The organism is Acidovorax sp. (genome assembly GCF_034519795.1).
Taxonomy (GTDB): Bacteria; Pseudomonadota; Gammaproteobacteria; order Burkholderiales; family Burkholderiaceae_C; genus Acidovorax.
On the sequence record NZ_JAXHOB010000012.1, the window covers coordinates 514,103 to 536,800 of the forward strand.

24 protein-coding genes and 1 pseudogene are annotated in these 22,698 nt (G+C 68.2%); 14 read left to right on the forward strand and 11 right to left on the reverse strand.

Annotated elements, in window-relative coordinates; genetic code table 11:
• Nucleotides 1–9: 9 nt before the first annotated feature.
• From U5N23_RS15920 to petA, 4 genes are all read right to left on the reverse strand, one after another.
• Nucleotides 10–1,596 (reverse strand): cytochrome ubiquinol oxidase subunit I, encoded by a 1,587-nt coding sequence (locus tag U5N23_RS15920; RefSeq protein WP_322593755.1) that lies wholly within the window; start codon nt 1,594–1,596, stop codon nt 10–12.
• Nucleotides 1,597–1,636: 40 nt separating this feature from the next.
• On the reverse strand, nt 1,637–3,337 hold the full coding sequence (cydC, locus tag U5N23_RS15925; protein ID WP_322593756.1) for a thiol reductant ABC exporter subunit CydC: 1,701 nt from the start codon (nt 3,335–3,337) through the stop codon (nt 1,637–1,639).
• Nucleotides 3,334–5,040, reverse strand: a complete 1,707-nt coding sequence (cydD, locus tag U5N23_RS15930; RefSeq protein WP_322593757.1) for a thiol reductant ABC exporter subunit CydD — start codon at nt 5,038–5,040, stop codon at nt 3,334–3,336. Before cydD ends, cydC begins: the two co-directional genes overlap by 4 nt.
• Before the next feature lie 124 nt (nt 5,041–5,164).
• Nucleotides 5,165–5,773 (reverse strand): ubiquinol-cytochrome c reductase iron-sulfur subunit, encoded by a 609-nt coding sequence (petA, locus tag U5N23_RS15935; RefSeq protein WP_322593758.1) that lies wholly within the window; start codon nt 5,771–5,773, stop codon nt 5,165–5,167.
• A gap of 373 nt (nt 5,774–6,146) precedes the next feature.
• On the opposite strand from petA, the gene U5N23_RS15940 reads away from it, so the two are divergent.
• The gene (locus U5N23_RS15940) at nt 6,147–6,593 is read left to right on the forward strand and encodes an OsmC family protein (RefSeq protein WP_322593759.1); all 447 of its coding nucleotides are present in this window, start codon (nt 6,147–6,149) and stop codon (nt 6,591–6,593) included.
• Nucleotides 6,594–6,651: 58 nt separating this feature from the next.
• Here the strand turns inward: U5N23_RS15940 and U5N23_RS15945 are convergent, their stop codons facing one another.
• Nucleotides 6,652–7,974, reverse strand: coding sequence for a sigma-54 interaction domain-containing protein (locus U5N23_RS15945; protein ID WP_416208624.1), 1,323 nt, complete (start codon nt 7,972–7,974; stop codon nt 6,652–6,654).
• 375 nt (nt 7,975–8,349) lie between these two features.
• On the opposite strand from U5N23_RS15945, the gene U5N23_RS15950 reads away from it, so the two are divergent.
• The 6 genes and pseudogenes from U5N23_RS15950 (at nt 8,350) to U5N23_RS15975 (ending at nt 15,146) form a co-directional block, all read left to right on the forward strand.
• Complete coding sequence (locus tag U5N23_RS15950) at nt 8,350–8,544, forward strand: DUF2892 domain-containing protein (RefSeq protein WP_322593760.1); 195 nt, start codon at nt 8,350–8,352, stop codon at nt 8,542–8,544.
• A 33-nt stretch (nt 8,545–8,577) separates the two neighbouring features.
• A pseudogene (locus tag U5N23_RS15955) lies at nt 8,578–9,455 on the forward strand (MBL fold metallo-hydrolase).
• Between the two features lie 51 nt (nt 9,456–9,506).
• Nucleotides 9,507–11,174 (forward strand): TIGR01244 family sulfur transferase, encoded by a 1,668-nt coding sequence (locus U5N23_RS15960; protein WP_322593761.1) that lies wholly within the window; start codon nt 9,507–9,509, stop codon nt 11,172–11,174.
• A gap of 12 nt (nt 11,175–11,186) precedes the next feature.
• On the forward strand, nt 11,187–12,974 hold the full coding sequence (locus U5N23_RS15965; protein ID WP_322593762.1) for a SulP family inorganic anion transporter: 1,788 nt from the start codon (nt 11,187–11,189) through the stop codon (nt 12,972–12,974).
• A gap of 75 nt (nt 12,975–13,049) precedes the next feature.
• The gene (locus U5N23_RS15970; protein WP_322593763.1) at nt 13,050–14,345 is read left to right on the forward strand and encodes an HD-GYP domain-containing protein; all 1,296 of its coding nucleotides are present in this window, start codon (nt 13,050–13,052) and stop codon (nt 14,343–14,345) included.
• A gap of 39 nt (nt 14,346–14,384) precedes the next feature.
• Nucleotides 14,385–15,146 carry a hypothetical protein gene (locus U5N23_RS15975; protein ID WP_322593764.1) on the forward strand — a complete coding sequence of 254 codons (762 nt, stop codon included), beginning with the start codon at nt 14,385–14,387 and terminating at the stop codon, nt 15,144–15,146.
• Nucleotides 15,147–15,189: 43 nt separating this feature from the next.
• Here U5N23_RS15975 and U5N23_RS15980 read toward each other — a convergent pair whose 3' ends face one another.
• Genes U5N23_RS15980 through U5N23_RS15995 form a run of 4 tightly spaced genes read right to left on the reverse strand, consistent with a single transcriptional unit; the run spans nt 15,190 to nt 17,485 of the window.
• Nucleotides 15,190–15,627 (reverse strand): methyltransferase family protein, encoded by a 438-nt coding sequence (locus U5N23_RS15980; RefSeq protein ID WP_322593765.1) that lies wholly within the window; start codon nt 15,625–15,627, stop codon nt 15,190–15,192.
• 26 nt (nt 15,628–15,653) lie between these two features.
• Nucleotides 15,654–16,154 (reverse strand): hypothetical protein, encoded by a 501-nt coding sequence (locus tag U5N23_RS15985; protein WP_322593766.1) that lies wholly within the window; start codon nt 16,152–16,154, stop codon nt 15,654–15,656.
• Between the two features lie 17 nt (nt 16,155–16,171).
• Entirely contained in the window at nt 16,172–16,552 is a 381-nt protein-coding gene (locus U5N23_RS15990) for a rhodanese-like domain-containing protein (RefSeq protein WP_322593767.1), read from the reverse strand.
• 54 nt (nt 16,553–16,606) lie between these two features.
• Nucleotides 16,607–17,485: an MBL fold metallo-hydrolase gene (locus U5N23_RS15995; RefSeq protein ID WP_322593768.1), complete on the reverse strand. Its 879-nt coding sequence runs from the start codon at nt 17,483–17,485 to the stop codon at nt 16,607–16,609.
• A 131-nt stretch (nt 17,486–17,616) separates the two neighbouring features.
• On the opposite strand from U5N23_RS15995, the gene U5N23_RS16000 reads away from it, so the two are divergent.
• The 6 genes from U5N23_RS16000 (at nt 17,617) to U5N23_RS16025 (ending at nt 20,582) form a co-directional block, all read left to right on the forward strand.
• Nucleotides 17,617–17,961, forward strand: coding sequence for a metalloregulator ArsR/SmtB family transcription factor (locus tag U5N23_RS16000; protein WP_322593769.1), 345 nt, complete (start codon nt 17,617–17,619; stop codon nt 17,959–17,961).
• Nucleotides 17,951–18,382 (forward strand): YeeE/YedE family protein, encoded by a 432-nt coding sequence (locus U5N23_RS16005; RefSeq protein ID WP_322593770.1) that lies wholly within the window; start codon nt 17,951–17,953, stop codon nt 18,380–18,382. The genes U5N23_RS16000 and U5N23_RS16005 overlap by 11 nt, the downstream gene beginning before the upstream one ends.
• An 18-nt stretch (nt 18,383–18,400) precedes the next feature.
• The gene (locus tag U5N23_RS16010; RefSeq protein ID WP_322593771.1) at nt 18,401–18,847 is read left to right on the forward strand and encodes a YeeE/YedE family protein; all 447 of its coding nucleotides are present in this window, start codon (nt 18,401–18,403) and stop codon (nt 18,845–18,847) included.
• A gap of 25 nt (nt 18,848–18,872) precedes the next feature.
• Nucleotides 18,873–19,523 (forward strand): DUF599 domain-containing protein, encoded by a 651-nt coding sequence (locus U5N23_RS16015; RefSeq protein ID WP_322593772.1) that lies wholly within the window; start codon nt 18,873–18,875, stop codon nt 19,521–19,523.
• 98 nt (nt 19,524–19,621) lie between these two features.
• Nucleotides 19,622–20,248, forward strand: a complete 627-nt coding sequence (locus U5N23_RS16020) for a TetR/AcrR family transcriptional regulator (RefSeq protein WP_322593773.1) — start codon at nt 19,622–19,624, stop codon at nt 20,246–20,248.
• Between the two features lie 46 nt (nt 20,249–20,294).
• On the forward strand, nt 20,295–20,582 hold the full coding sequence (locus U5N23_RS16025; protein WP_322593774.1) for a hypothetical protein: 288 nt from the start codon (nt 20,295–20,297) through the stop codon (nt 20,580–20,582).
• 44 nt (nt 20,583–20,626) lie between these two features.
• Here U5N23_RS16025 and U5N23_RS16030 read toward each other — a convergent pair whose 3' ends face one another.
• Nucleotides 20,627–21,169 (reverse strand): peroxiredoxin-like family protein, encoded by a 543-nt coding sequence (locus U5N23_RS16030; RefSeq protein WP_322593775.1) that lies wholly within the window; start codon nt 21,167–21,169, stop codon nt 20,627–20,629.
• Nucleotides 21,170–21,230: 61 nt separating this feature from the next.
• Here U5N23_RS16030 and U5N23_RS16035 point away from each other — a divergent pair, with 61 nt between their 5' ends.
• The gene (locus tag U5N23_RS16035) at nt 21,231–22,022 is read left to right on the forward strand and encodes an AraC family transcriptional regulator (protein ID WP_322593776.1); all 792 of its coding nucleotides are present in this window, start codon (nt 21,231–21,233) and stop codon (nt 22,020–22,022) included.
• A gap of 145 nt (nt 22,023–22,167) precedes the next feature.
• On the opposite strand, the gene U5N23_RS16040 is transcribed toward U5N23_RS16035, so the two are convergent.
• Entirely contained in the window at nt 22,168–22,671 is a 504-nt protein-coding gene (locus U5N23_RS16040; RefSeq protein WP_322593777.1) for a DUF1801 domain-containing protein, read from the reverse strand.
• Between the last annotated feature and the right edge of the window lie 27 nt (nt 22,672–22,698).

Consider the following 22,698-nt stretch of genomic DNA (forward strand, 5'->3'; position numbering starts at 1 on the left):
ACTCCGGGTTCAGGTGGGCATGCCGGGTGCGGTCACCGGGCGGTGTGTTTCGCCGACATGCGGCAGGTTCTCTTGCTCTGGGCCGGTGCGTATCACCTTGAGCAACAGCTTCATCTCGATGACCAGCAGCACGGTGTAGATGGCCACGAAGCCGGCCAGCGTGAGGAGCACGGTCGCCACCCCGAGGTCGGACACGGCCACGGCGGTCGGCAGCACACCCTCGATGATCCACGGCTGGCGGCCTACTTCCGCCACGAGCCAGCCCGCTTCGATGGCGATCCAGGGCAAGGGGATGGCGAGCACGGCGGCCTTGAGCAGCCAGCGGTGGCGGTCCAGCCTGCGCCGGGCCGAGAGCACGAAGAAGGTGCCCGTCAGCAGGATCAACAATCCTCCGATGCCCACCATCACGCGGAACAGCCAGAACAGGGGCGCCACCTGTGGCACGGTGTCCCATGCGGCCTTCTGGATTTGCTCGGGCGTGGCCTGGCGCGGGTCGTCGACATAGCGCTTGAGCAGCAGGGCGTAGCCCAGGTCCGCGCCGTGCTCCTCGAAGGTGTCGCGCACACCCTGCGCGACGGCCGTGGTGCTGCCGGCAGTGCGGATCACCTGCAGCGCATCGTAGGCCTTGATTCCGCTGGCGATGCGCAGCGCGGCACGGTCGACCAGTTCGTTGATGCCCGGAATCACACCGGTAAGCGAGCGCGTGCCGATCAGCCCCATCACGGCCGGGATGTGCACTGCATAGTGGGTCTCACGGGCCTCCTGGTCGGGGAAACCGAACGCCGTGAAGGCGGCGGGCGCGGGCTCCGTCTCCCACATGGCTTCGATGGCGGCCAGCTTCATTTTCTGGTGCTCGCTGGATTGGTATCCGCTTTCATCGCCCAGCACCGCCACCGACAGCGCCGATGCCAGGCCGAAGGAAGCCGCCACCGTCATGGAGCGCTTGGCAAGCTCGGCATGTCGCCCCTTGAGCAGGTACCAGGCGGAGACGCCCAGCACGAACACGGCGGCACAGACATACCCTGCCGAGACGGTGTGCACGAATTTGGCCTGGGCCACTGGGTTGGTCAGCACGGCCATGAAGTCCGTCACTTCCATGCGCATGGTCTGCGGGTTGAAGGCCGAACCCACGGGGTTCTGCATCCAGCCATTGGCGATGAGGATCCACAGCGCCGAGAAATTGGAGCCGATGGCCACTGCCCAGGTGGAGATCAGGTGCCCCACCTTGGACAGCTTGTCCCAGCCAAAGAAGAACAGGCCCACGAAGGTAGCCTCCAGGAAGAAGGCCATCAACCCCTCAATGGCCAGCGGGGCGCCGAAGATGTCACCGACATAGTGGCTGTAGTAGCTCCAGTTCATGCCGAACTGAAACTCCATCACTACACCGGTGGCCACCCCCATCGCGAAGTTGATGCCGAAGAGGGTGCCCCAGAATTTGGTCATATCACGCCAGATCACACGGCCGGTCATCACGTAGACGGTCTCCATGATCGCCAGCAGGATGGACAGCCCCAGCGTGAGCGGCACAAAGAGGAAGTGGTAGAGCGCGGTGACGGCGAACTGCAGCCGCGAAAGCGCAACGATGTCGAGGTCCATGGGTTTTTCCTTTGTCTTACTCTTCTTTGCCTGACCCAGGCTAGTCCGGCCGCAACTGAAGCAGCGCTTCGTCAAACGCCTTGCTCCCGCGCGCAAGCTCGGCAACGGTGCTGCCGTCTCGCACGACGACCAGCCGGTCTGCCAGCGCGGCTTCGCGCCGCAGATGGGTCGCAATCAGCAGGCTGCGCCCGCAGGCGCGCCTGCGCAGGCGCTGCAGCACGTCATGCGCGGTGGCGGTATCGAGTGCCTCGGTGGGCTCGTCGAGCACCCACAGGGGTGCGTCGCGCAGCAGCAGCCGGGCCAGGGCCAGGCGGCGCGACTGCCCGCCCGAAAGCCCGAGCCCGCCCTCTCCGAGCGGAGTGTCCAGTCCACGGGCCAGTGCACGCACATCGTCGGCCAGCCCCGCATCGTGCAGGACGGCCCACAACCGGGCATCGTCCGCTTCGGGGGCTGCCAGCAGCAGGTTGCCGCGCAGGCTGTCCTGAAACAGCTCGGTTCGCTGCGTCAGCAGGCAAGGGCTGGCGAAAGACACGGTGCCGCTTTCGGGCGCCAACTCGCCCGTGGCCACGGCCAGCAGGCTGGACTTGCCAGCGCCGCTGGGCCCGATCAGCGCCACGCGCTCGCCCACCTCCAGGCAAAGGCTGGCATGGCGCACCGCAGGGTCGGGGCTGCCGGGGTAGCGCGCCACGATGTCCACCATGCGCAGCGCGACGGCTGCGGGGTCTTCATGCGCGGCCAGTGGGACGCCGCCAGACGGCTGCATGCGCGGTGCCAGGCGCCTGGCCGCCAGCCAGGTGCGCCCGGCCTCGGCGGCACCCCGCCGCAGGGCGGCAAACGGCTCCATGGCAGTGAGCGCCACCAACAGTGCCAGCGCTGCGGCGGGTGCGCCCAACACCCCTTGCGTGACCAGGGCGCCCACGGCCAGCAACACGGCGACCAGGGTCAGGGTGCCCGCGCACGCGTAGCCCAGGCCGGCCGCCGTCTCCAGGCGATTGAGCGCAAGGTCGGCTCTGGCGAGGCGTTGGTCGATGCGCGCGAGCGCCTGCAACTGCGCACCGACTTGGCCGACCATGACCAGCTCGGTCTGGCCTTCGACGAGGTCTATCGTGCGGGCGCGCAAGCGCTCCACTGCATGGGCGCGCAGAACCGCCGGACGGCGTGCCTGGCGTGCAGTCAGCCAGGCCATGCCCAGACCGGCACCGATGAGCCAGGTTGCCAGGGCCGCCCCCAGTCCACCATGCAGGGCACCCACCACCAGGCCCGCCAGCACGGCGGCCCCCAGCGCCGCGCTGGCAGGAGCCACGAGCCGCAGGTAGACCGACTCCAGGGCATCAATGTCCGATGTCAGCCGGAACAGCAGCCGACCCGGCCGGCGCAGCAGCGCGCGGGCGGCATCGGCCTGGGCCCAGCCAAGAAAAAGCTGCACCCGCAACGCCGCCAGCACGGCAAAGGTGGCATCGTGCGTCACCAGCCGCTCCGCATAGCGCGATCCCGTGCGCCCCAGCGCCAGCAGCCGGATGCCCGCCGACGGCGCGAACACGTCGAACATGAATGCCGTGGCAGGCACCAGCCCGGCCAGCGCCGTGGCGGTGATGAACCAGCCCGACAGCCCCAGCAGGGCCATGCCCGCCAGCACCGTCAGTGCTGCCAGCAGGGCGCCGGCCGCCAGCAGCCGCCTGTGCGTGGGCTGCGCATACCGCCACAGCAGCAGCCAGGCGCCCGGACGCTTGCGCGCACTCATGCAGCCTGCTCCAGGGCGCAGCCATCGAGTCGGACCACGCGGCCCATTCGGGCCGCGAGCGCCGGGTCGTGGGTGGCAACGATCAGGGTCTTTCCCCTGGCCATCGCAACCAGGGCCTCTCCCACCTGGCGGGCGGTATCGTTGTCCAGGTGCGCAGTGGGTTCGTCGACCAACCACAGGTCCGCCGAGCGGTTGGCTTCCAGCCGGGCCAGCGCGAGCCGTGCCGTCTCACCGCCCGAAAGGCCCTGCCCGCCCTCCCCCAAAGCCGCATGAGGCCGGGCGTGCACCACCGAGCCGAGTTGCGCGCGGCGCAGGGCGCCCTGCACATCCAGCGCCGAGATGTCTGCGCGACCCAGTGATACGTTGGCCTGAACGGAGTCAGCAAACACATAAGGGTGCTGCCCCATCCAGCCCATGCGCTGGCGCAGCCTGGCGGCGTTGTTGTCGGACAGCACCTCTGCGCCAATGAGGATCTCGCCCCGGTCTGCTGCCACCAAACCTGCCAGCAGGGACAGCAGCACCGTCTTGCCCGAACCGCTGCCACCGAGCAGCGCGACGTGCTCTCCAGCGGCCACACGCAGATTCAGCCCCGCGAAGAGGGGGGCCTCGCCGGGGTGCCAGAAATGCAGTCCGCGCACCGCGACCGAAGGGGCGGCCCCCGCAGGCACGGGATGCAGGTCCGAGCCCGGGGAGACAGTTGCCCCGCCTGGCAGCGCCACCCCTGGCCCCACCAGGCGCTGCAGCGCCTGCAGTGCCGACTCGCCGGCGGCCCTGTCGTGCCAGACGGCGGCCAGTTCGCGCAGGGGCTCGAAAAATGCCGGCGCGAGCAGCAGTACGAACAGCCCCTGCCCCAGCCCCAGTCGCTGCCCCCAGGCACCGAAATCCAGCGAACCCAGCAGGTGAAATCCTACGTAGACGGCCACCATGGCCACGCCCAACGCCGAGAATAGTTCCAGCACGGCAGACGACAGAAAGGCAATGCGCAACACCGCCATGGTGCGCCGCCGAAGCGACTGCGCCGAGTCATCAAGCTGCAAAGCAGTGGTGTCCACCGCCTGCAGCGCGCGCAACGTGGCCAGGCCCCGCAGGCGATCGAGCAAGAAGGCATTCATGCCACCGAGCTCCAGCATGTGCGCCTTGCTGGCTGCCTGGGCCCCCTTGCCGGCGAGGACCATGAAGAGCGGAATCAACGGCACTGTGAGCATCAACACGAGCGCCGCCACCCAGGTCTGGCTGGCCACCGCCACCAGCAGGATGGGCGTCACCACCACCACGCGCCAGCGCGCCGGCTGGTAGCGCGCGAGGTAGGGGACCACCATCTCGGCCTGTTCGGCGAGGGCACTCGCAGCCATGCCCGAGGCCACGCGGCTGCGGTCCAGCGGCGTACCGGTGCACAGCGAGGCGGCGGCCGTGGCACGCAAGCGGGACACGTGCGTGCGCGCTCCCGCGTAGACACGGCGCAGCGCCCACGCCTCGGCCACCGCACGCAGCAGACCGAACACGAGAATGCCGACAGCAGGCCCCCACACGGCGTCCATGCCAGCGCCCGATGCCAGCGCCTGCAGCGCCCAGGCCAGCAACGCTGCCTGAGGAAGCCAGAGCAAGGCGGCAGCACCGTAGACAGCACTGCCCACCGCGTCCACGGTGAGCGATTGCAGTCGGGGTGCCGCAGGGGCTGCGGCCGCCGTGGGTGCTTGTGTCATGGGGTCGCTTCCCTCCCGTGCGCGCTGCAGGCCCACACCCGGCAGGGTTCGGCCCGACGCAGCATCCCTCGCCACCGGGGCCGGTGACAATGCGGCGTAGGGTGCGTTGCGCACGGCCATGTTGTCAAGCGGCAATTGCGTCTTCGCCGATCACCAGGCGCGTATCGCCCGCAAAGCGGTGGGGCGGGATTTCAAGGTTGGTGGGCGCCGGCTTGTTCTTGTAGACCCGGCCCGCACCATCAAATGTGGAGCCATGGCAAGGACAGAAGAAGCCGCCCGGCCAATCACTGGGCAGGCTGGGGTTGGCGCTGCCGGCGGGCAGCGCCGTCGGAGAGCAGCCCAGATGCGTGCAGATGCCGATGGCGACGAAAATTTCCGCCTGCAGCGCGCGCTCTGGATTGCGTGCATAGGCGGGCTGCTGGCCGGCCGTCGAGTGCGGGTCGGCGAGCTGCGCATCGTGCCCCCGCAAGGCCGCCAGCATGGCCGGAGTGCGGCGCACCACCCAGACCGGTTTGCCCCGCCACTCCACGGTTTTTGCGCCACCCGGCGGAATGTCGGAGGTATCCACCTCGACCGGACCGCCCGCCGCCCTGGCACGCTCGCTGGGCGCCAAAGAGGACACGAGTGCGGCGGCGGTTGCAATGCTGGCAATGCCGCCTGCGCATCCAGCGGCCAGCAGCCATTGCCGCTTGTCGGCGTCATGCCCGCAGGGTATGGAAATGGATGTATTCATGGTGGCTCCTGGTATACCGGCGGCCATGGCATGGCAGTGGCAGGTGCCTTGTCTTCACAAGAAGCGTGCCAGAGGCGCGGGGCCTGCGGCACATGCAGGCATGTCCGCGCAGACACTGGGCGGCAGGGGGGCCGGCGTCTGAATGCGGCATGCCTGCATGCCCCGGCGCTGCCAGCATGGCAGCACTCTGGCAGATGGTGGCAGCGAATTGGCGGTGACGCACTGCCACGTGTCCACCCATGCCAGCGCCGCCGCAACCCTGTCCGACGGCAGGCGCGCGTGGCATGGCTTTTGCCTGCCCTGAGCACATGCAGGGGCAGCGCAAGCCCCCTTCTTCAGGGCCTGACAGCAGGCCGAAACCCCAGGAGACCCCATGAGCGATGCCATGCAGACCGTGCGCCTGACCCAGGTGCTTGACTACCAGTTCGAACTGGACTTCGGCGATACCATTCCCCGCCTGTTGGCCGATGAGCCGGTGCCGCTGGGCACTGGCAAAGGGCCGTCTCCAGTGCAGTTGCTGGCCTCATCCGTCGGCAACTGCCTGTCCGCTTCGCTGCTTTTTGCCTTGCGAAAATTCAAGCAGCAACCCGGTCTTGTCTCTTGCAATGTCCGGGCCGAAGTGGGGCGCAACGCCGATGGCCGGCTGCGTGTGCTCTCCATGGCGGCGACCCTGCAACTGGGCATGCCTGCCCGGGCGCTGGAGCACCTTGATCGCGTGCTGGCCAGCTTCGAGAGCTACTGCACCGTCACGCAAAGCGTGGGCGCCGCCATTCCCATCGAGGTAGCGGTGCTGGACGGCGACGGCGTGCGCCTGAAATGACTGCAGGCCTGCAGTACTGGGTGACGCTGTCGGGGCTTTTGGGGGAGCGCTGACCGGATCAGGCCAGCCCCAGGGCTTTGAGCCGGCGGTACAGCGTGCGCTCGCTCATGCCCAGATGCTCCGCCAGTTCGCGCCTTGTCCCCGGGAAGCTGGACAGCAACTGCGCCAGATCTTCTTCGCCGCCGCCCGCCGTTGGCCGAGCAGGGCCGCCAGGGGGCACTGGCGCGGGGCTTCGGGGCCAAGGGGTTGGGTGGCCGAATTCCGGTGGCAGGTGCTCGGCGCGCACGATGCCGTCGTCGGCGAACAGGCGGGCCCGTTCCAGCACGTTGCGCAGCTCCCGAATGTTGCCGGGCCAGGTGTGGGCCTGCAGGCGTGCCATGGCCTGTGCGTCCACGGAGATGCTGTGCCGGGCGGGGCCTGCGCGCTGCAGGAATGAGTCCACCAGCATCGGGATGTCGCCCGGACGGTCACGCAAGGCCGGCAGATGGATGGGAAAGGCGCTGATGCGGTAGTACAGATCCTGCCGGAAGCGCCCATCGACCACCATCTGCTGCAAGGGCTTGTGGGTGGCGGCCACCAGGCGAAAGTCGGCCTTGTGCGTTTCGACGCTGCCCACGCGGCGAAAGGTTCCCGACTCGATGAGCCGCAGCAGCTTGACCTGCATGGACAGGGGCACATCCCCCATTTCATCGAGGAACAGGGTACCGCCCTCGGCCGTCTCCACCAGGCCCTTCTTGCGTGCATGGGCGCCGGTGAAGGCGCCCTTCTCATAGCCGAACAGTTCGCTCTCGAACAGGGTTTCAGTCAGGCCTGAGCAATCGACCACGACGAACGGTCCATGGGCCCGGGCGCTGGCCTCGTGCACGGCACGTGCAAAGAGTTCCTTACCCGTGCCGGATTCGCCCAGCAGCAGCACCGGCAGCATCGATGGCCCTACGCGCTGCACGCACGACAGTGCGGCATTGAAGGCGGGCGAGCGCCCCACCAGGCCCTCGGCGCTGGGCCGCGCAGAGGCATTGCGCACGGTGACCAGGCGCTCCACGTAGGCCACGACTTCGCGGTCCGCACCAAGGATGGGGCGCAGTTCCACATCGACATGCTCGGGCCCGCGGGGCGTGTGGTGGATGTGCAGCACGCGGTCAGGGCCCTTGAGCTCGAAGGCACGCCTCATCGGGCAATGCTCGCCCGCCTGATCGCACGGCACGCTGTAGTGGTGCGAGATGCGGTAGCACTTGTGGCCGATGTAGGGCCGGTCCGCCGTGCCGAACTGCCGCTGGTAGGCGGTGTTGGCTGCCAGGATGTTGTACTGCGGGTCGAGCACGATCATCGGCTGCCCATCGTGCTCCAGGTAGGAAATCAGCGCCTGCACTTGCGCAGGCATGCGCAGCCCGCCCGCCGGCCCGGCAGACGGATGCTGCTCGGCGGTCGCCGGGTGGCTCGGAGCGATGGGGGTGATGGGGGCAATCGACATGCGGCAAGCCTTTCGGGGTGCGCCGATTGTGCGCCCGTCTGCCATCTCTGCCAAACCATCCCCTCGACTGCCACGCCTGGCAGTCGGCGCCCCGCAGGTGGCAGCACCAGGGTCTGAGTCGCGCCCCATTGCAGAAAAAAAATCCTTATGGAACAGGCACTTGCCAAATTTCAGCCGAGGTACACAGGGTGGCACGCTTCTTGAAATAACAGAGCAGGTGGCAGCGATGTCGTTGTTGCCAGGCGCCCCCAGGCGTCGCGCCCCACCCCCACAAGGAGACACACCATGAAGAGAAACGAAGGCACCATCGACCGCGCCGTGCGGGTCATCGCAGGCCTGGCGCTGATCGCTCTGGCAGCCACCGGCACCGTTGGCGCCTGGGGCTACATCGGCGTCATTCCCCTGCTCACCGGCGCCATCGGCCTGTGCCCGCTGTACTCGCTGCTGGGGATCAATACCTGCCCGGTCCACCGGCGTTGAGCCAAGGTGGTCGCCATGCACACACCCACTGCCATGCACGTCGAAGGCTTCTTCGACCCCGCCACCTGGACCGTGAGCTACATCGTCCTGAACCGGAGTACCCGGCAATGCGCGCTGGTGGACAGCGTGCTCGACTACGACCCGAAATCAGGTCGCACCTCGCACACCACGGCCGACCAGTTGATCGCACGGGTGCGTGAACTCGGCGCCACGGTGCAATGGATCCTGGAGACGCACGTACACGCAGACCACCTCTCGGCAGCACCCTATCTCCAAGAGCAATTGGGTGGGCAACTGGGCATCGGGCAGCACATCACCACGGTGCAACAGGTGTTCGGCAAGTTGTTCAATGCGGGGGAGACTTCGCCCGCGATGGCCGGCAGTTCGACCACCTGTTCGCCGATGGCGAGACCTTCCTCATCGGCAGCCTGCAGGCACGCGCCATGCATACGCCGGGCCATACGCCGGCCTGCATGACCTTTGTCGTCAGCGACGAACAGGCCGTGGACCGGCCCATGGCCGCCTTCGTCGGCGATACGCTGTTCATGCCCGACAGCGGCACGGCGCGCTGCGACTTCCCCGGTGGCGATGCGCGCACCCTCTACCGCTCGATCAACAAGGTGCTGGGCCTGCCGCCCGAGACACGCCTGTACATGTGCCACGACTACCAGCCGGGCGGCCGCGAGGTGCAGTTCGTCACCACCGTGGCGCAGGAGCGCGCCACCAACATCCATGTGCGTGACGGCATCAGCGAGGAGGAGTTCGTTGCGATGCGCCACGCGCGCGACGCCACCCTGGCCATGCCGACGCTGATCCTTCCTTCGGTGCAGGTGAACATGCGCGCCGGCCAATTGCCCGAGCCGGAGGGCAACGGCACGCGCTACATCAAGATTCCGCTGAACGCGGTATAGACCGCCTGCGCCAGAGCCTTCCGACAAGGCCGATCCACCAGGAGACAAACCATGGACATCAAACCCCTCACGGCCGAGCTCTCGGTCGCACCCCAGCTCGCCGCAGCCGACATAGACCGCATTGCTGCCGCAGGCTTTCGCTCGGTGGTCTGCAATCGCCCCGACGGGGAAGGCGCAGACCAGCCTCTTTTCAGCGAGATCGAGCGCGCAGCGCAACAGGCCGGGCTGCAGGTGCGCTACCTGCCGGCACAGTCGGGCAAGGTCACCGACGAACAGGGCCAGGCCTTCGGCACCCTGCTGGCCGCGCTGCCCAAGCCGGTGCTGGCCTTTTGCCGCACAGGAATGCGCTCCACCACGATGTGGGCGCTCTCGCAGGCCGGCAGGCTGCCGCTGGCACAGATCATCGACCATGCGGCGCAAGCGGGCTACGACCTCAAGGGCGTGGTGCGGCGCATCGCCAACGGCGGCAAGACACCCCTGGATGTGGCCGACGCAACGCACGAGGTGGTGATCGTCGGCGGCGGGGCGGCAGGCATTGCAGTCGCGGCCAGCCTGCTGGCGCGCAGCCCGGGGCTGGACATCGCACTCATCGATCCGGCCGACGTGCACTACTACCAGCCGGGCTGGACGATGGTCGGCGCTGGCGTGTTCAACGCCGCCACCACCGCCCGCACCATGGCTTCGGTGCTGCCACGCGGCGTGCACTGGATCAAGGCGGCCGTGGCGGCCTTCGAGCCCGAACGCAACGCGGTCATCCTCGACGGCTGCCGCGTGGTCCGCTACAGCCAACTGGTGGTCTGCCCGGGCCTCAAGCTCGACTGGAACGGCATCGAGGGCCTGCCCGAGACACTGGGCCGCAACGGGGTCACCTCCAACTACCGCTACGACCTGTCCCCCTACACCTGGGATCTGGTGCAGCGCATGCAGGGCGGTCGGGCACTTTTCACACAGCCGCCCATGCCCATCAAGTGCGCTGGCGCACCCCAAAAAGCGATGTACCTCAGCGCCGACCACTGGCGCCGCACGGGCGTGCTGCAGTCCATCGACCTCCAATTCTGCACGGCAGGTGCCGTGCTGTTCGGCGTGGCCGACTATGTGCCGGCGCTGATGGAGTACGTCAAGGCCTATGGCATCGGCCTTCAGTTCACGCAGAACCTGGTGGCCGTGGACGGACCTGCACGCCAGGCACGCTTTACCAGAACCCACGCCGACGGCACGAAGGAGGCTGTCACGCTCGACTTCGACATGCTGCACGTTGTGCCGCCGCAAAAGGCGCCCGACTTCATCCGGGTGAGCCCTCTGGCCGATGCCGCTGGATGGGTGGACGTGGACCAGGGTACCCTGCGGCACCGATCGTTCGCCAATGTTTTCGCGCTGGGCGACGCCGCCAGCACGCCCAACGCCAAGACGGCGGCCGCAACGAGAAAGCAGGCTCCCGTGGTCGCCCACAACCTGCTCGCCACGCGGGGCGAGCTCACGGGCGAGGTAGCCTACGATGGGTATGGCTCATGCCCGCTCACGGTGGAGCGCGGCAAGATCGTGCTGGCCGAATTCACCTACGGCGGCAAACTGGCGCCGAGCTTTCCGAAATGGTTGATCGACGGCACCCGGCCATCGGCCATGGCCTGGTACCTCAAGGAACGCCTGCTGCCACCCCTGTACTGGGATGCCATGCTCAAGGGGCGTGAATGGATGGCCCAGCCCGAGATGGTGGGCTGACCGCACATGGCCATGCCAAGCACCTGGCGGAGGTGGCTACCCTCCCTGCCCATTGCCGACTGGGGTCGGCGCTACGACCGCGAGGCCCTGGTGGGCGATGCGGTGGCGGCGCTGATCGTGACCATCATGCTCATTCCCCAGGGCCTGGCCTACGCGCTGCTGGCGGGCCTGCCGGCCGAAGTCGGTCTGTACGCCAGCGTCGCGCCGCTGCTGCTCTACGCTGTGCTCGGCACGAGCCGCGTGCTGGCCGTGGGTCCGGTGGCCGTGGTGTCGCTGATGACGGCCGCCGCCATTGGTGAGCATGCGGTGGCGGGCTCGCCCGCCTATTGGTCGGCGGCCATCACCCTGGCCTTTCTGTCGGGCGCCATGCTGCTGGCAATGGGCCTGCTGCGGCTGGGATTCCTGGCCAACTTCCTGAGCCATCCGGTCATTTCTGGATTCATCTCCGCATCGGGGCTGCTGATCGCCGCCAGCCAGCTCAAGACGCTGATGGGTGTCCAGGCAGAGGGCCACGGTCTGGTGCCGCTGTTGGCGGCGCTGGCCGGGCAGGCAGCACACACCCATTGGCTGACCCTGGCCGTGGGCTTGCTCACCATGGGCTTTCTGTTCTGGGTGCGCAAGGGCCTCAAACCGCTGCTCACGGCCTGGGGCTTGGGCCCCCGCCTGGCCGACGTGATCGCCAAGGCCGGCCCCGTCGCCGCCATTGCCGCCACGACCGGCCTGGCCTGGGGGCTTGACTGGCAGGCCCAGGGTGTGAAGATCGTCGGCACCATTCCGCAAGGGCTGCCACCACTGACCCTGCCCGAATGGGACCCCGCGCTGTGGCGGCAACTGGCGCTGCCGGCATTGCTCATCAGCATCGTCGGCTTCGTCGAGTCTGTGTCGGTGGGGCAGACGCTGGCCGCCAAGCGGCGCCAGCGCATCGAGCCCGACCAGGAGCTTGTGGCACTGGGGGCCAGCAACCTGTCTGCCGCACTCACGGGTGGGTTCCCCGTCACCGGCGGGTTTGCCCGCTCGGTGGTCAACTTCGATGCGGGTGCGCGCACCCCCGCAGCAGGGGTGTTCACCGCGCTTGGCATCACCCTGGCTTCACTGCTGCTCACCCCGGCCCTGTACTACCTGCCGCAGGCCACGCTGTCGGCGACCATCATTGTCGCCGTGCTGTCCCTGGTGGATCTGGGAATGCTGAAACGGACCTGGCACTATGCCAAGCCGGATTTCGCAGCCGTGGCATCGACCCTGATCGCCACGTTGGCGCTCGGGGTCGAGACCGGCCTGGTGGTGGGCGTGGGCGTATCGCTCGCGCTGTACCTGTGGCGCACCAGCCGACCGCATATCGCCACCGTGGGCCTGGTGCCGGGCACGCAGCACTTTCGCAATGTGCTGCGCCATGCCGTGGTAGTGAGCCCGCGGCTGGTGAGCCTGCGCGTGGACGAGAGCCTGTATTTCGCCAACGCCCGCAGCCTGGAGGACCGGGTGAACGATGCGGTAGCGACCATGCCCGAGCTGCGCCATGTGGTGCTGCAATGCTCTGCCATCAACGACATCGATGCCAGCGCGCTGGAAAGCCTGGAGGCCATCGACCACCGGCTGAGGGAGGCCGGTGTGGCGCTGAGCCTGTCCGAGGTCAAGGGCCCGGTGATGGACAAGCTCCAACGCACGGGCTTGCCCAGGCAACTGGGCGGCGGGATCTTCCTCACGCACTACCAGGCGGTCAGCACGCTGGCGCCTGAAGTGCTCGAACTTGCGCCACCCGGGCAATGCCCCCCTTGTTGCCGGCAAAGCAATGGAGAAGAATAGGCCAACCCCGTCTGGCGGTGCCATCGGCCCGATTCCCACTGCCGCGCACGCTCCCAGCCCCCACAGGACACACCCATGCTCAAGCGCATCAGCATCCAGCACCTTGGCTTGGGCATGTATGTGCACGATTTCTGCGGCTCCTGGATGGACCACCCGTTCTGGCGCGCCAAGTTCGTCTTGAAAGATCCCAAGGACCTGGCGCGCATCAAGGCCGCGTCCATCGAAGAGGTCTGGATCGACACCTCCAAGGGCCTGGACGTGGCGGCCGGTGTGCGCTCGGTCTCGCGCGAGGAGGCCGACTTCCAGGTGGAGACCGATTTCGGCATGCTCGACAAGCTGCCGCCCCTGCAGGTGGACCCGCCCTCCCCGCCTTCGCCTCCCCCTGCACCCCGGCGCGCGCGTGGCCGGGCTGCCGCCAGCATGCACAGCGAGTTGCAGGCAGCTGCCTCGATCTGCGGCGAGGCCAGGCAGGCCATGGTTTCCATGTTCAGCGAGGCGCGCATGGGCAAGGCGGTCGATTCGGAGAACGCCCGCAGCCTGGTCGAAGAAATTTCGGACTCGGTCACCCGCAACCCGGGCGCCCTGATCAGCCTGGCCCGCCTGAAGACGGCAGACGACTACACCTACATGCATTCGGTAGCGGTGTGTGCGCTGATGGTGGCGCTGGCCAAGCAGATCAACCTCAATGAAGAGCACACGCGCGTGGCCGGCATGGCAGGGCTGCTGCACGACCTGGGCAAGGCGGCCATTCCGCTGGCCGTGCTCAACAAGCCGGGCAAGCTGACGGATGCGGAGTTTGCCGTGGTGCAGAGCCACCCCGTGCAGGGCTATCTCATGCTGCAGGAGGGCGGCAGTGTGGAGGCTGCGGTGCTCGACGCCTGCCGCCACCACCACGAGAAGATGGACGGCTCAGGCTACCCCGACAAGCTCAAGGGCGAGCAGATCACCCTGATCGCGCGCATGACGGCCGTGTGCGATGTGTACGACGCCATCACCTCCGACCGCCCCTACAAGCGCGGCTGGGACCCGGCCGAATCGCTGCGCCGCATGGCCGAATGGACCAAGGGGCACTTCGACCCCCGTCTGTTCCAGGCCTTCGTCAAGAGCATCGGCATCTACCCCGTGGGCTCGCTGGTGCGGCTGACGTCCGGGCGCATCGGCGTGGTCACCGAGCAGGGCCAGCAGTCGCTGACATCGCCCAAGGTCAAGGTGTTCTTCTCCACCAAGTCGGACCTGCGCATCCCGCCCGAGGTGGTGGACCTGGCGGCGCCCGGCTGTGCCGAGAAGATCGTGGCACGCGAAGATCCGGAGAAATGGAAATTCCCGGACCTCAACGAGCTGTGGTCGGGTTTTTCGGGGAAGGCCTGGTAAGTGGCCTTTCACCTGACGGCAGATACCTGAAAAGTGAACATGAAGAAAATCAGCATTCGACGTACCGTGGGCGCCGTGGCCCTGACCTGCGCCACCGCAGTGGCGGCCACCAGCCTGCCCTGGGGCTTTGTGCACCATGGCGATTTTCGGCGCATGTCCCACACAGGCGATACCGCCGGCAAGGTGGCCCTGGCGGCGCTGCCGCAGTTGCCGGGGACCTGGGGGGTGGGTGCCAGCGCCGGGCTGCGGGGCGAGATCGTGCAGATCGATGGGCGCCTGCTGGTCAGCCTGGGCAGCGACCCACGCGGGGCCGCCCAGGCACCGGGCCCGGATGCCCAGGCCACCCTGTTCGCCAGTGCCAGGGTGGCGCAGTGGACGGACCTGCCAATTGCCGCAGACATGGACGCGCAGCAGTTCGAGGCTTTTTTGCGCCAGCAGGCCACGGCGCTCGGCCTGTCGCTGGAGCACCCTTTCGTGTTCCGCGTGACGGGACGCTTTGCGCCGCTGAAGTGGCATGTCGTCACCGGCGAAGCCCCACCGGCAGCAGGCCACCACCGCCCCGGCGGGCACGGGTCGCCGGCGCACGGGGCCCGGCCGCATTCGGGCATGCGGGTATTCGACCAGCCGGATGCTGCCGGGCAACTGGTGGGCGTGTACAGCGGCGCAGCGCTGGAGGGGGTGGTGTCGCACCCCGGGGAGCGCCTGCACCTGCACTTTGTCGACACGCAAGAGGCCGTTTCAGGGCATGTGGATGTCTACGCGGTAAAGGCAGGCTCGGTGCTCAAGCTGCCCGTGCGCTGACCAGGGCCGCAGGCCAGGGCAAGGCCCGGCCCGCGCGGCAGGGCTACCAGAGAAAGGGCACGAAGCGCCAGGTACCGGCGCTGTAGGCAGCATACCCAGCGTGCTCCTGCCGCATCCAGCGCTCTTCCAGCAGCGCCTTGGCGGCCAGTACAGCGAGCAGCGCGGCCGCGCACAGCCAGGCCGATGGAACGCCTGCGGCCCAGGCGCAAGCCGCGCCACAAAGCAGCACGGCCGAGTACATCGGGTGCCGAATCCAGCGGTACGGCCCATGGCTGACCAGCCGTGCGCCAAGGCGCGGGGCCGGTCGGACATTGAAATTGCCCGGCCGGTTGGCCCACAGGGCCCACGCGCCCAGCAGGGCGCTGGCTGCGGCCAGGCCCCAGGCCCCTGCGGGCACAAGCCCCTGCACCAGCGCCGGCAGCCCACTGGCGGCCAGCAGCGCGATCAGGGTCAGTTGCGCCGTCACCAGGGCTGTGCCCACCCGCCTTCTCCAGGCTGCGGCCGCCATCACCGCGCGCAGGCGCCTGCGCCCGCTTCACCTGCCATGCACTGGTGGCCCCGCACGAAGCGCCGCGAGGTGAACCCGATGCAGGCCCCGAAGAGGATGTGCCCCGCCAGACTGGGCCAGATGGTGGGCCAACCCATCTGCCAGGGCGTCGCGTCAGCGAAATACAGGGGCAGCGCCAGCGAATTGACCGCCACGTAGTACAGCGCGCCGTAGGCCGCACCGGCGGCCAGCGGCCAGCGCGACGCGCGGGGGGCCCAGAGCAGCAGCACCAGCAGGGGCAGCGCGGACAGCCAGCCGATGACCAGGTGCTGCAGAAAGATCTGCCAGGGCTGGGGATCGTCGAGATAGAGCCCGGCAAACTTCGGCCCGTAGTGGCCTATGCGCAGGCCCAGCGCCTTGAACAGCGGCGACAGCGGCACGATGACCAGCGAGGCGATGGTGCCCGAGCGAACCGCCTCTTTGAGCAGTGCGGGCACCAGTGCAGGAGTCAGAGCAAGCATGCGCACGGGCATGCACCTCAGTCGAACGAGGGCTGCTCGGGCAGCACGATGGGCAGGCCCGCCTGCACCCAGGCCTCGAGGCCCCCGGCAATGGATTGCACGTTCAGGTAGCCCATGGACTGCAGCGAGCGCGCGGCCAGGGCAGCGCGGCCGCTGGTCTTGCAGTAGAGCACCATGCGCAGGTCGCGCCGCTCGAAAGCCGGGTTGCCGGCAAGCCGGAACTCCAGCACGCCCCGGGGCATGCCCACGGCGCCCTGCAGGTGGCCGGCGGCAAACTCGTCGGCCTCGCGCACGTCGATCAGCAGGTCGGCGGCGCGGATGGCGTCTTGCGCCTGGTCGATGGGCACTTCGGTGACATGGGCCTTGGCCTCGGCCACGAGCTCGTGTGCGGTTTTCATGGTGTCAACTCTCCTGGTTGGGTTGCGGTAGGCAGGGCTGCGCGGCCTCGGTCGTCACAGCGCATTGAGCGGTATGCGCAGGTAGGCCACGCCGTTGTCGTCCTTGGGCGGCAGGTCACCGGCGCGGATGTTGACCTGCACCGAGGGCAGGATCAGCACCGGCATCTCCAGCGTGGCATCGCGGCGGGTGCGCATGGCGACGAATTCGTCCTCGCCCACGCCGTCGTGCACGTGGATGTTGTGCGCGCGCTGCGCGGCCACCGTGGTCTGCCAGGCGGGCTCGCGGCCGGCGGGCGGATAGTCGTGGCACATGAACAGGCGCGTGTCGGGCGGCAGGGCCAGCAGCCGGCGGATGGACTGGTACAGCGTGTGCGCATTGCCGCCCGGGAAGTCGCAGCGCGCCGTGCCCACGTCGGGCATGAACAGGGTGTCGCCCACGAACACGGTGTCGCCCACCTGGTAGGCCATGCAGGCCGGGGTGTGGCCCGGCACCGCCAGGGCCTGCGCCTGCAGGCTGCCGATGCGAAACGCCTCGCCATCGGCGAACAGGTGGTCGAACTGCGCACCGTCGGCACGAAAGCCCGGCTCGAGGTGGAAGATGCCCTTGAACACCTGCTGCACCTGGGTGATGGCGGCGCCAATGGCGATCTGCCCGCCCAGCACGTCGCGCAGGTGGTGCGCGGCCGTGAGGTGGTCCGCATGGGCATGGGTTTCCAGAATCCACTGCACCGTGAGATGCTGCGCGCGCACGAAGTCGACCACCTTGCCGGCCGATGCGGTGCGCGTGCGGCCAGCCTTGGGGTCGTAGTCGAGCACCGGGTCGACGATGGCGCAATGCCCGCCCGGGTGGTCGAAGACCACATAGGTCACCGTCCAGGTGGCGGGGTCGAAGAAGGCTTGAACCTGGGCTTGTGCGATGTCTTGCGGTTGCATGGGAGTTGTCCTTGCGCAATCAATTAAGATGTTTATAGTTTATTGACAGATATTTTGTTTGTCAATAAACTATCGACCAGGACATTGATCCACCTCACCGCAACCCACAACCCACAACCAATGGAGCCCCCATGCAGGCCGAAGCCACTACAACCCCCATGGACCTGGAAAGCCTGCGCCGCTCGGCCGACAGCGCTTGCCGGCTGATGAAGGCGCTGTCCAACCCCGACCGGCTGCTGCTGCTGTGCCAGCTCACCGAGGGAGAAAAGCGCGTGGGCGAGCTGGAGGCGCTGGTGGGCATCGCCCAGCCCACGCTGTCGCAGCAACTGGGCGTGCTGCGCGACGAAGGGCTGGTGACCACCCGCCGCGACGGCAAGCACATCTACTACCAGATCGCCAGCCCCCAGGCGCTGGCCGTCATGCAGACCCTGTTCGAACAATTCTGTGCACCCAAGGAGACCCCCCATGCAGATTGACTGGAACCATTTCACCCCCTGGGCGGCCCTCGCGGGCGGCATTGTGCTGGGGCTGGCGGCTGCCGCCTTCGTGCTGCTGCATGGCCGCATCCTGGGCATCAGCGGCATCCTGGGCGGACTGCTGCACCCACGCAGCAAAGACGTTGCGTGGCGCGTCGCCTTCGTGCTGGGCATGCTGGCCGCCCCCCTGCTCTACCGCCTGGCGGTGGGCGCGAGCGAAGTGCGCATCGACGCCGGCTGGGGCATGGTGGTGCTGGCCGGGTTGCTGGTGGGCGTGGGCACGCGCTATGGCTCGGGCTGCACCAGCGGCCACGGGGTGTGCGGCCTGTCGCGCCTGTCACCGCGCTCGCTGGTGGCCACGCTGGCCTTCATGGGCGCGGGCTTTGTCACCGTCTACCTCATCCGCCACGCGCTGGCCTGATCACAGAGAGACCGATCCATGAAACTCCAACGCATTTCCGAATTCTGCATCGGCCTGGTCTTTGGCCTGGGCCTCATCATCTCGGGCATGACCGACCCGGCCAAGGTGCTCGGCTTTCTCGACCTGGCCGGCCTGTGGGACCCCTCGCTCGCCTTCGTGATGGGTGGCGCCATCCTGGTGGGCGTGTTCGCATTCGCCGTGGCGCGCAAGCGGACCACCAGCGTGCTGGGCGGCGCCATGCAGTTGCCCACCGCACGCCACATCGACCGGCGCCTGGTGCTGGGCAGCCTGCTCTTCGGTGCCGGCTGGGGCATCGCGGGCTTTTGCCCCGGGCCGGCCATCGTGTCGCTGGGCGCAGGCGAGCCCAAGGCTTTGGTGTTCGTGCTGGCCATGCTGGCGGGCATGGGCGCCTTCGAGTGGCTGGAGGGGCGCAAGCAGGCGCGCAGCGCACCCCAGGCGGCTTGAGCGGGCTTGAACGCGCTTGACCGCCATGACCACCAGCCCCTGGCTTGCCGCCATCGCCACCCTGGGCATCATTGCCGCATACGAGGGCTGGCTGGCCATTGCGCAGCGCCTGGCCCCGGGACGGCTGGCACGCACGGCCCACGCCTCGTTGCGCGAAGACTGGTTTGCCGCCATCTCGGCGCAGCCGGGCTCCGAGATCCTGGCCGTGCAGACGCTGCGCAACTCGCTGATGTCGGCCACCATGACGGCGTCCACCGCGGTGCTGGGCCTCATGGGCGCGCTGTCGCTCACCGCCCCCACGCTGCACGCCACGCTGGGCGCGGCCGCCGCCGGCACGGCCGATTGGCCGCATGTCACGCCACGGCTGGCGATGGAGCTGGTGCTGCTGTGCCTGCTGTTCGCCTCGCTCGTGGCGTCGGTGATGGCCGTGCGCTACTACAACCATGCGGGCTTCATCGGCGGCATGCCCCTGGGCGCCCCCCAGCGCCAGCGCTGGGCCGCCGCCGGCATCGCCTATGTGCGCAAGGCCGGCCTGCTCTACAGCTGGGGCCTGCGGCAGCTGATGCTGCTGGTGCCGGTGGTGGCCTTTTTGCTGCACCCGCTGGCGGGCGTGGTGGGGGCGCTGCTGGTGGTGGCGGCGTTGCTGCACTTTGACCGGTTTACGGCCGGCGAATGAGGGGCGGAGCAACGGGCGCCGGCCGGCGCAGCGCTGCCCCTTGACTCTCTAGGACGGTTGACCTAATAATTAGGTCAACCGTCCTAATCACTCCGCCCGTGACCGCCCCCGAGCCATCGACCCGCCAGCGCATCATCGAGATGGCCGACCGCCTGTTCTACCAGCGCGGCTTCGAACACACCGCGTTTGCCGACATCGCGGGCGCGCTGCAGATGTCGCGTGGCAACTTCTACTACCACTTCAAGACCAAGGACGAGATCCTGGCGGCGGTGATCGCCCACCGCGCTGCACAGACCCAGGCCATGCTCGAAGGCTGGGCCCGCCAGGGCGCCACGCCCGCCGCGCGCCTGCAGTGCTTTGCGCAGATGCTCATCGACAACCGGCACGACATACAGCGCCATGGCTGCCCCGTGGGTACGCTGTGCGCCGAGCTGGCCAAGCTCGCCCACCCTTCACAGGGCGATGCAGGCATGGTCTTCGGCCAGTTCAGGCAATGGCTGGCGGCGCAGTTCCAGGCCCTGGGGCGTGCCGGCGACGCCGATGCCCTGGCCATGCACCTGCTGGCGCGCAGCCAGGGCATTGCGGCACTGGCCAATGCGTTCCACGACGAAACCTTCATCCGCCGCGAGGTGGCGCAGATCGGGGCCTGGGTGAACTCCCTCGCAAGCCCCGGCGCACGGCGCGGCAAGCCCGGCAGCGGCGGACGCGCCGCCCGCACGGGCTGAAAAACCAGCCACTTTCACCCCCCCGTATCGACACCAGGAGCGCTCCATGCACATCGTCTATCTCAGGTTCGGCCCCCAGCGCGCACAGGCGGGGCAGTGGATGGCCGGGCACAAGGACTGGATCGAGGCCGGCATCCGCGATGGCGTCTTTCTCATGGCTGGCTCGCTGGACCATGCCCAGGGCGGCGCGGTGCTGGCCGCCAAGCTCACCCGGGAAGAGCTCGCCGCCCGCGTCCAGCAGGACCCGTTCGTGGTCCACGGCGTGGTGGTGCCGGAGATCCATGGCATTGCACCCTCGCGCATGGCCGAGGGGTTTGCTGCGCTGGCGGGGTAGGCGCGCGCGCCCCGTCTGCCCTGGCGCCCCGCGGACGCGCTGCGCTACACCGCGCCCGTGTACTCGCCGCGCGCCGGGTAGTCGTTCTTGATCACGAAGTCCAGCGCCCCGAGCATCTCGGCGAAGCTGGGCCGCACGAAGGGCATGGACTGCACGGACAGGTAGTAGATCGAGTGGTCCGGCCGGACGAGGAACACGCCGGGCTCGGAGAACAACGCAGGCTCCTCGATACCGATGGAGGTCTTGCCGCGCCCGCTGGACAGGTACAGCCCCCAGTTGCGCGCCACCTCCAGCGGCAGCCCGTAGCCGATGCGCAGCTGCGAGGCACCGATCTTCTCGGCCATGGCCTGGGCGCGGGTCGCATCGTCCGAGCTGATGGCGATGGTGCTCACGCCCCGCTCGGCAAACGCGGGCGTGAGGCGCTCCAGCTCCTTGAGGTAGGTGGCGCAGATGGGGCAGTGCAGCCCGCGGTAAAAGCCGACCAATGACAGGCGTTCGGGCTTGTCGCTGCTCAGTTCGAAGGTGCTGCCCGACACGGTCGGGACGCGCAGCGCGGGTGCTTGCTGGCGGGGGATGGGCATGGGCATGGTGGACTTCTCAGGTTGGTCAGGCTTGCCTGCAAGCCTTGAATGTTCCACACTTCAGACCATGAAAAGTACCGAATGCATGATCCAGAGTTCCGACCTGGGCAAGGTGGACCGGCTTGCAGCCTTCGTGGAGACCTTCAGGCTGCGCGCCTCGGCCGTGCAGGCCGGTCAGGCGGTGCACGGGCCCTGCCTGCTGCTAGCAGGGCCCGTGGATGGGCAAGGCCATGGCGGGGAGGAGCGCATCGTCGTGCGCCTGCATGGTGGCGGCGAGGCACCGCACGACCTGCGCGTGGCGGTGGCCATCGAGTTCGACAATGCAAGCAACCCGCTGATGGCGGCCATGCCCGAAGAGCTGAGCGTGCCGCTGCGGACGGCCCCCGCCCTGCACTGCACGGCCCAGGCTTTCCTGTCGGAGGTGCAGGGCAACCGTTGCGGTCGCATGGCGGCGCTCAACCGGCTGGCCGAGGTGATGGTGCTGATGGCCCTGCGGCAGGTGATCGATGCGGGCACACGCCAGCCAGGGCTGTTTGCGGCACTGTCCCATCCACAGCTTCACCGGGCGCTGGTGGGCATGCACGACCACCCCTCCAGGGCATGGACGGTGGACCAGCTGGCGCAGCACGCCGCCATGTCGCGCACGCAGTTCATGGCCACCTTCCGCCGTGTGGTGGGCACGACGCCCATGGCGTACCTGGGCTCCTGGCGGCTGACGCTGGCGTGCCGGCAACTGAAGTCAGGCCAGCCGGTCAAGGCTGTTGCCAGCCGTGCAGGGTTTGGCAGCGCAGCGGCGTTCTCGCGGGCATTCTCGCGCGCCTATGGGCATGCCCCGGTGGCGCTCAAGCCCTTGGGATGAGCGGCGGCCCGCCCGGCCAGCGCGCCGGCCTCTCAGCCTCTCATACGGATTTGCCTTCGATCGTATACCTAGGCGGGAGCCGCAGACAGTGCTGTAGCACGGCAAGGCGGACCAACGACGTTAGACGGTTGAAGGCAAAGCCGTATCAGTTCTTGCCCCACCCCGGCAGCGCCGCCGCCTGCCGTATCCACGCCACCATCTGCGCCTCGTCCAGCCCGCCTTCGTGCACGTTGATCCAGCGCGCGTCCTCGCCCGAGCCACCTTCAGGTGCGTGCTTGAGCGATGCGCCCTTGAAGAAGCTCACCTTGATGAACTTGGCGAACACGTGGTACCCGAGGAACCAGCCCTGCCCCGCGATGCCATAGAACGGCGAGTTCCAGCGCACGGCCTTGGTCACCTGGGGCACGTTGGCCTCGACCAGCGCGTCGAGCCGGGCGCACAGGCTGCGGCGCCAGTCGTCGGGGATGGCGGCGATGTAGGCCTGCACGGGAGCGTCGCCGTCGGCCTTGGCGATCTGGGGGTTGTCGCCAGACAGCAGTACGGGCTTGGCCAGTGCAGCGGCGGGAAGCTTCTTGGCAGGCGCAGCCTTTTGGACGGGCGCTGCGGCTTTCTGGGCGACGGCAGTGGGCTTTCTGGCCGGGGCTGCCACATTCCTGGTTGCCGCAGGTGCGGGTTT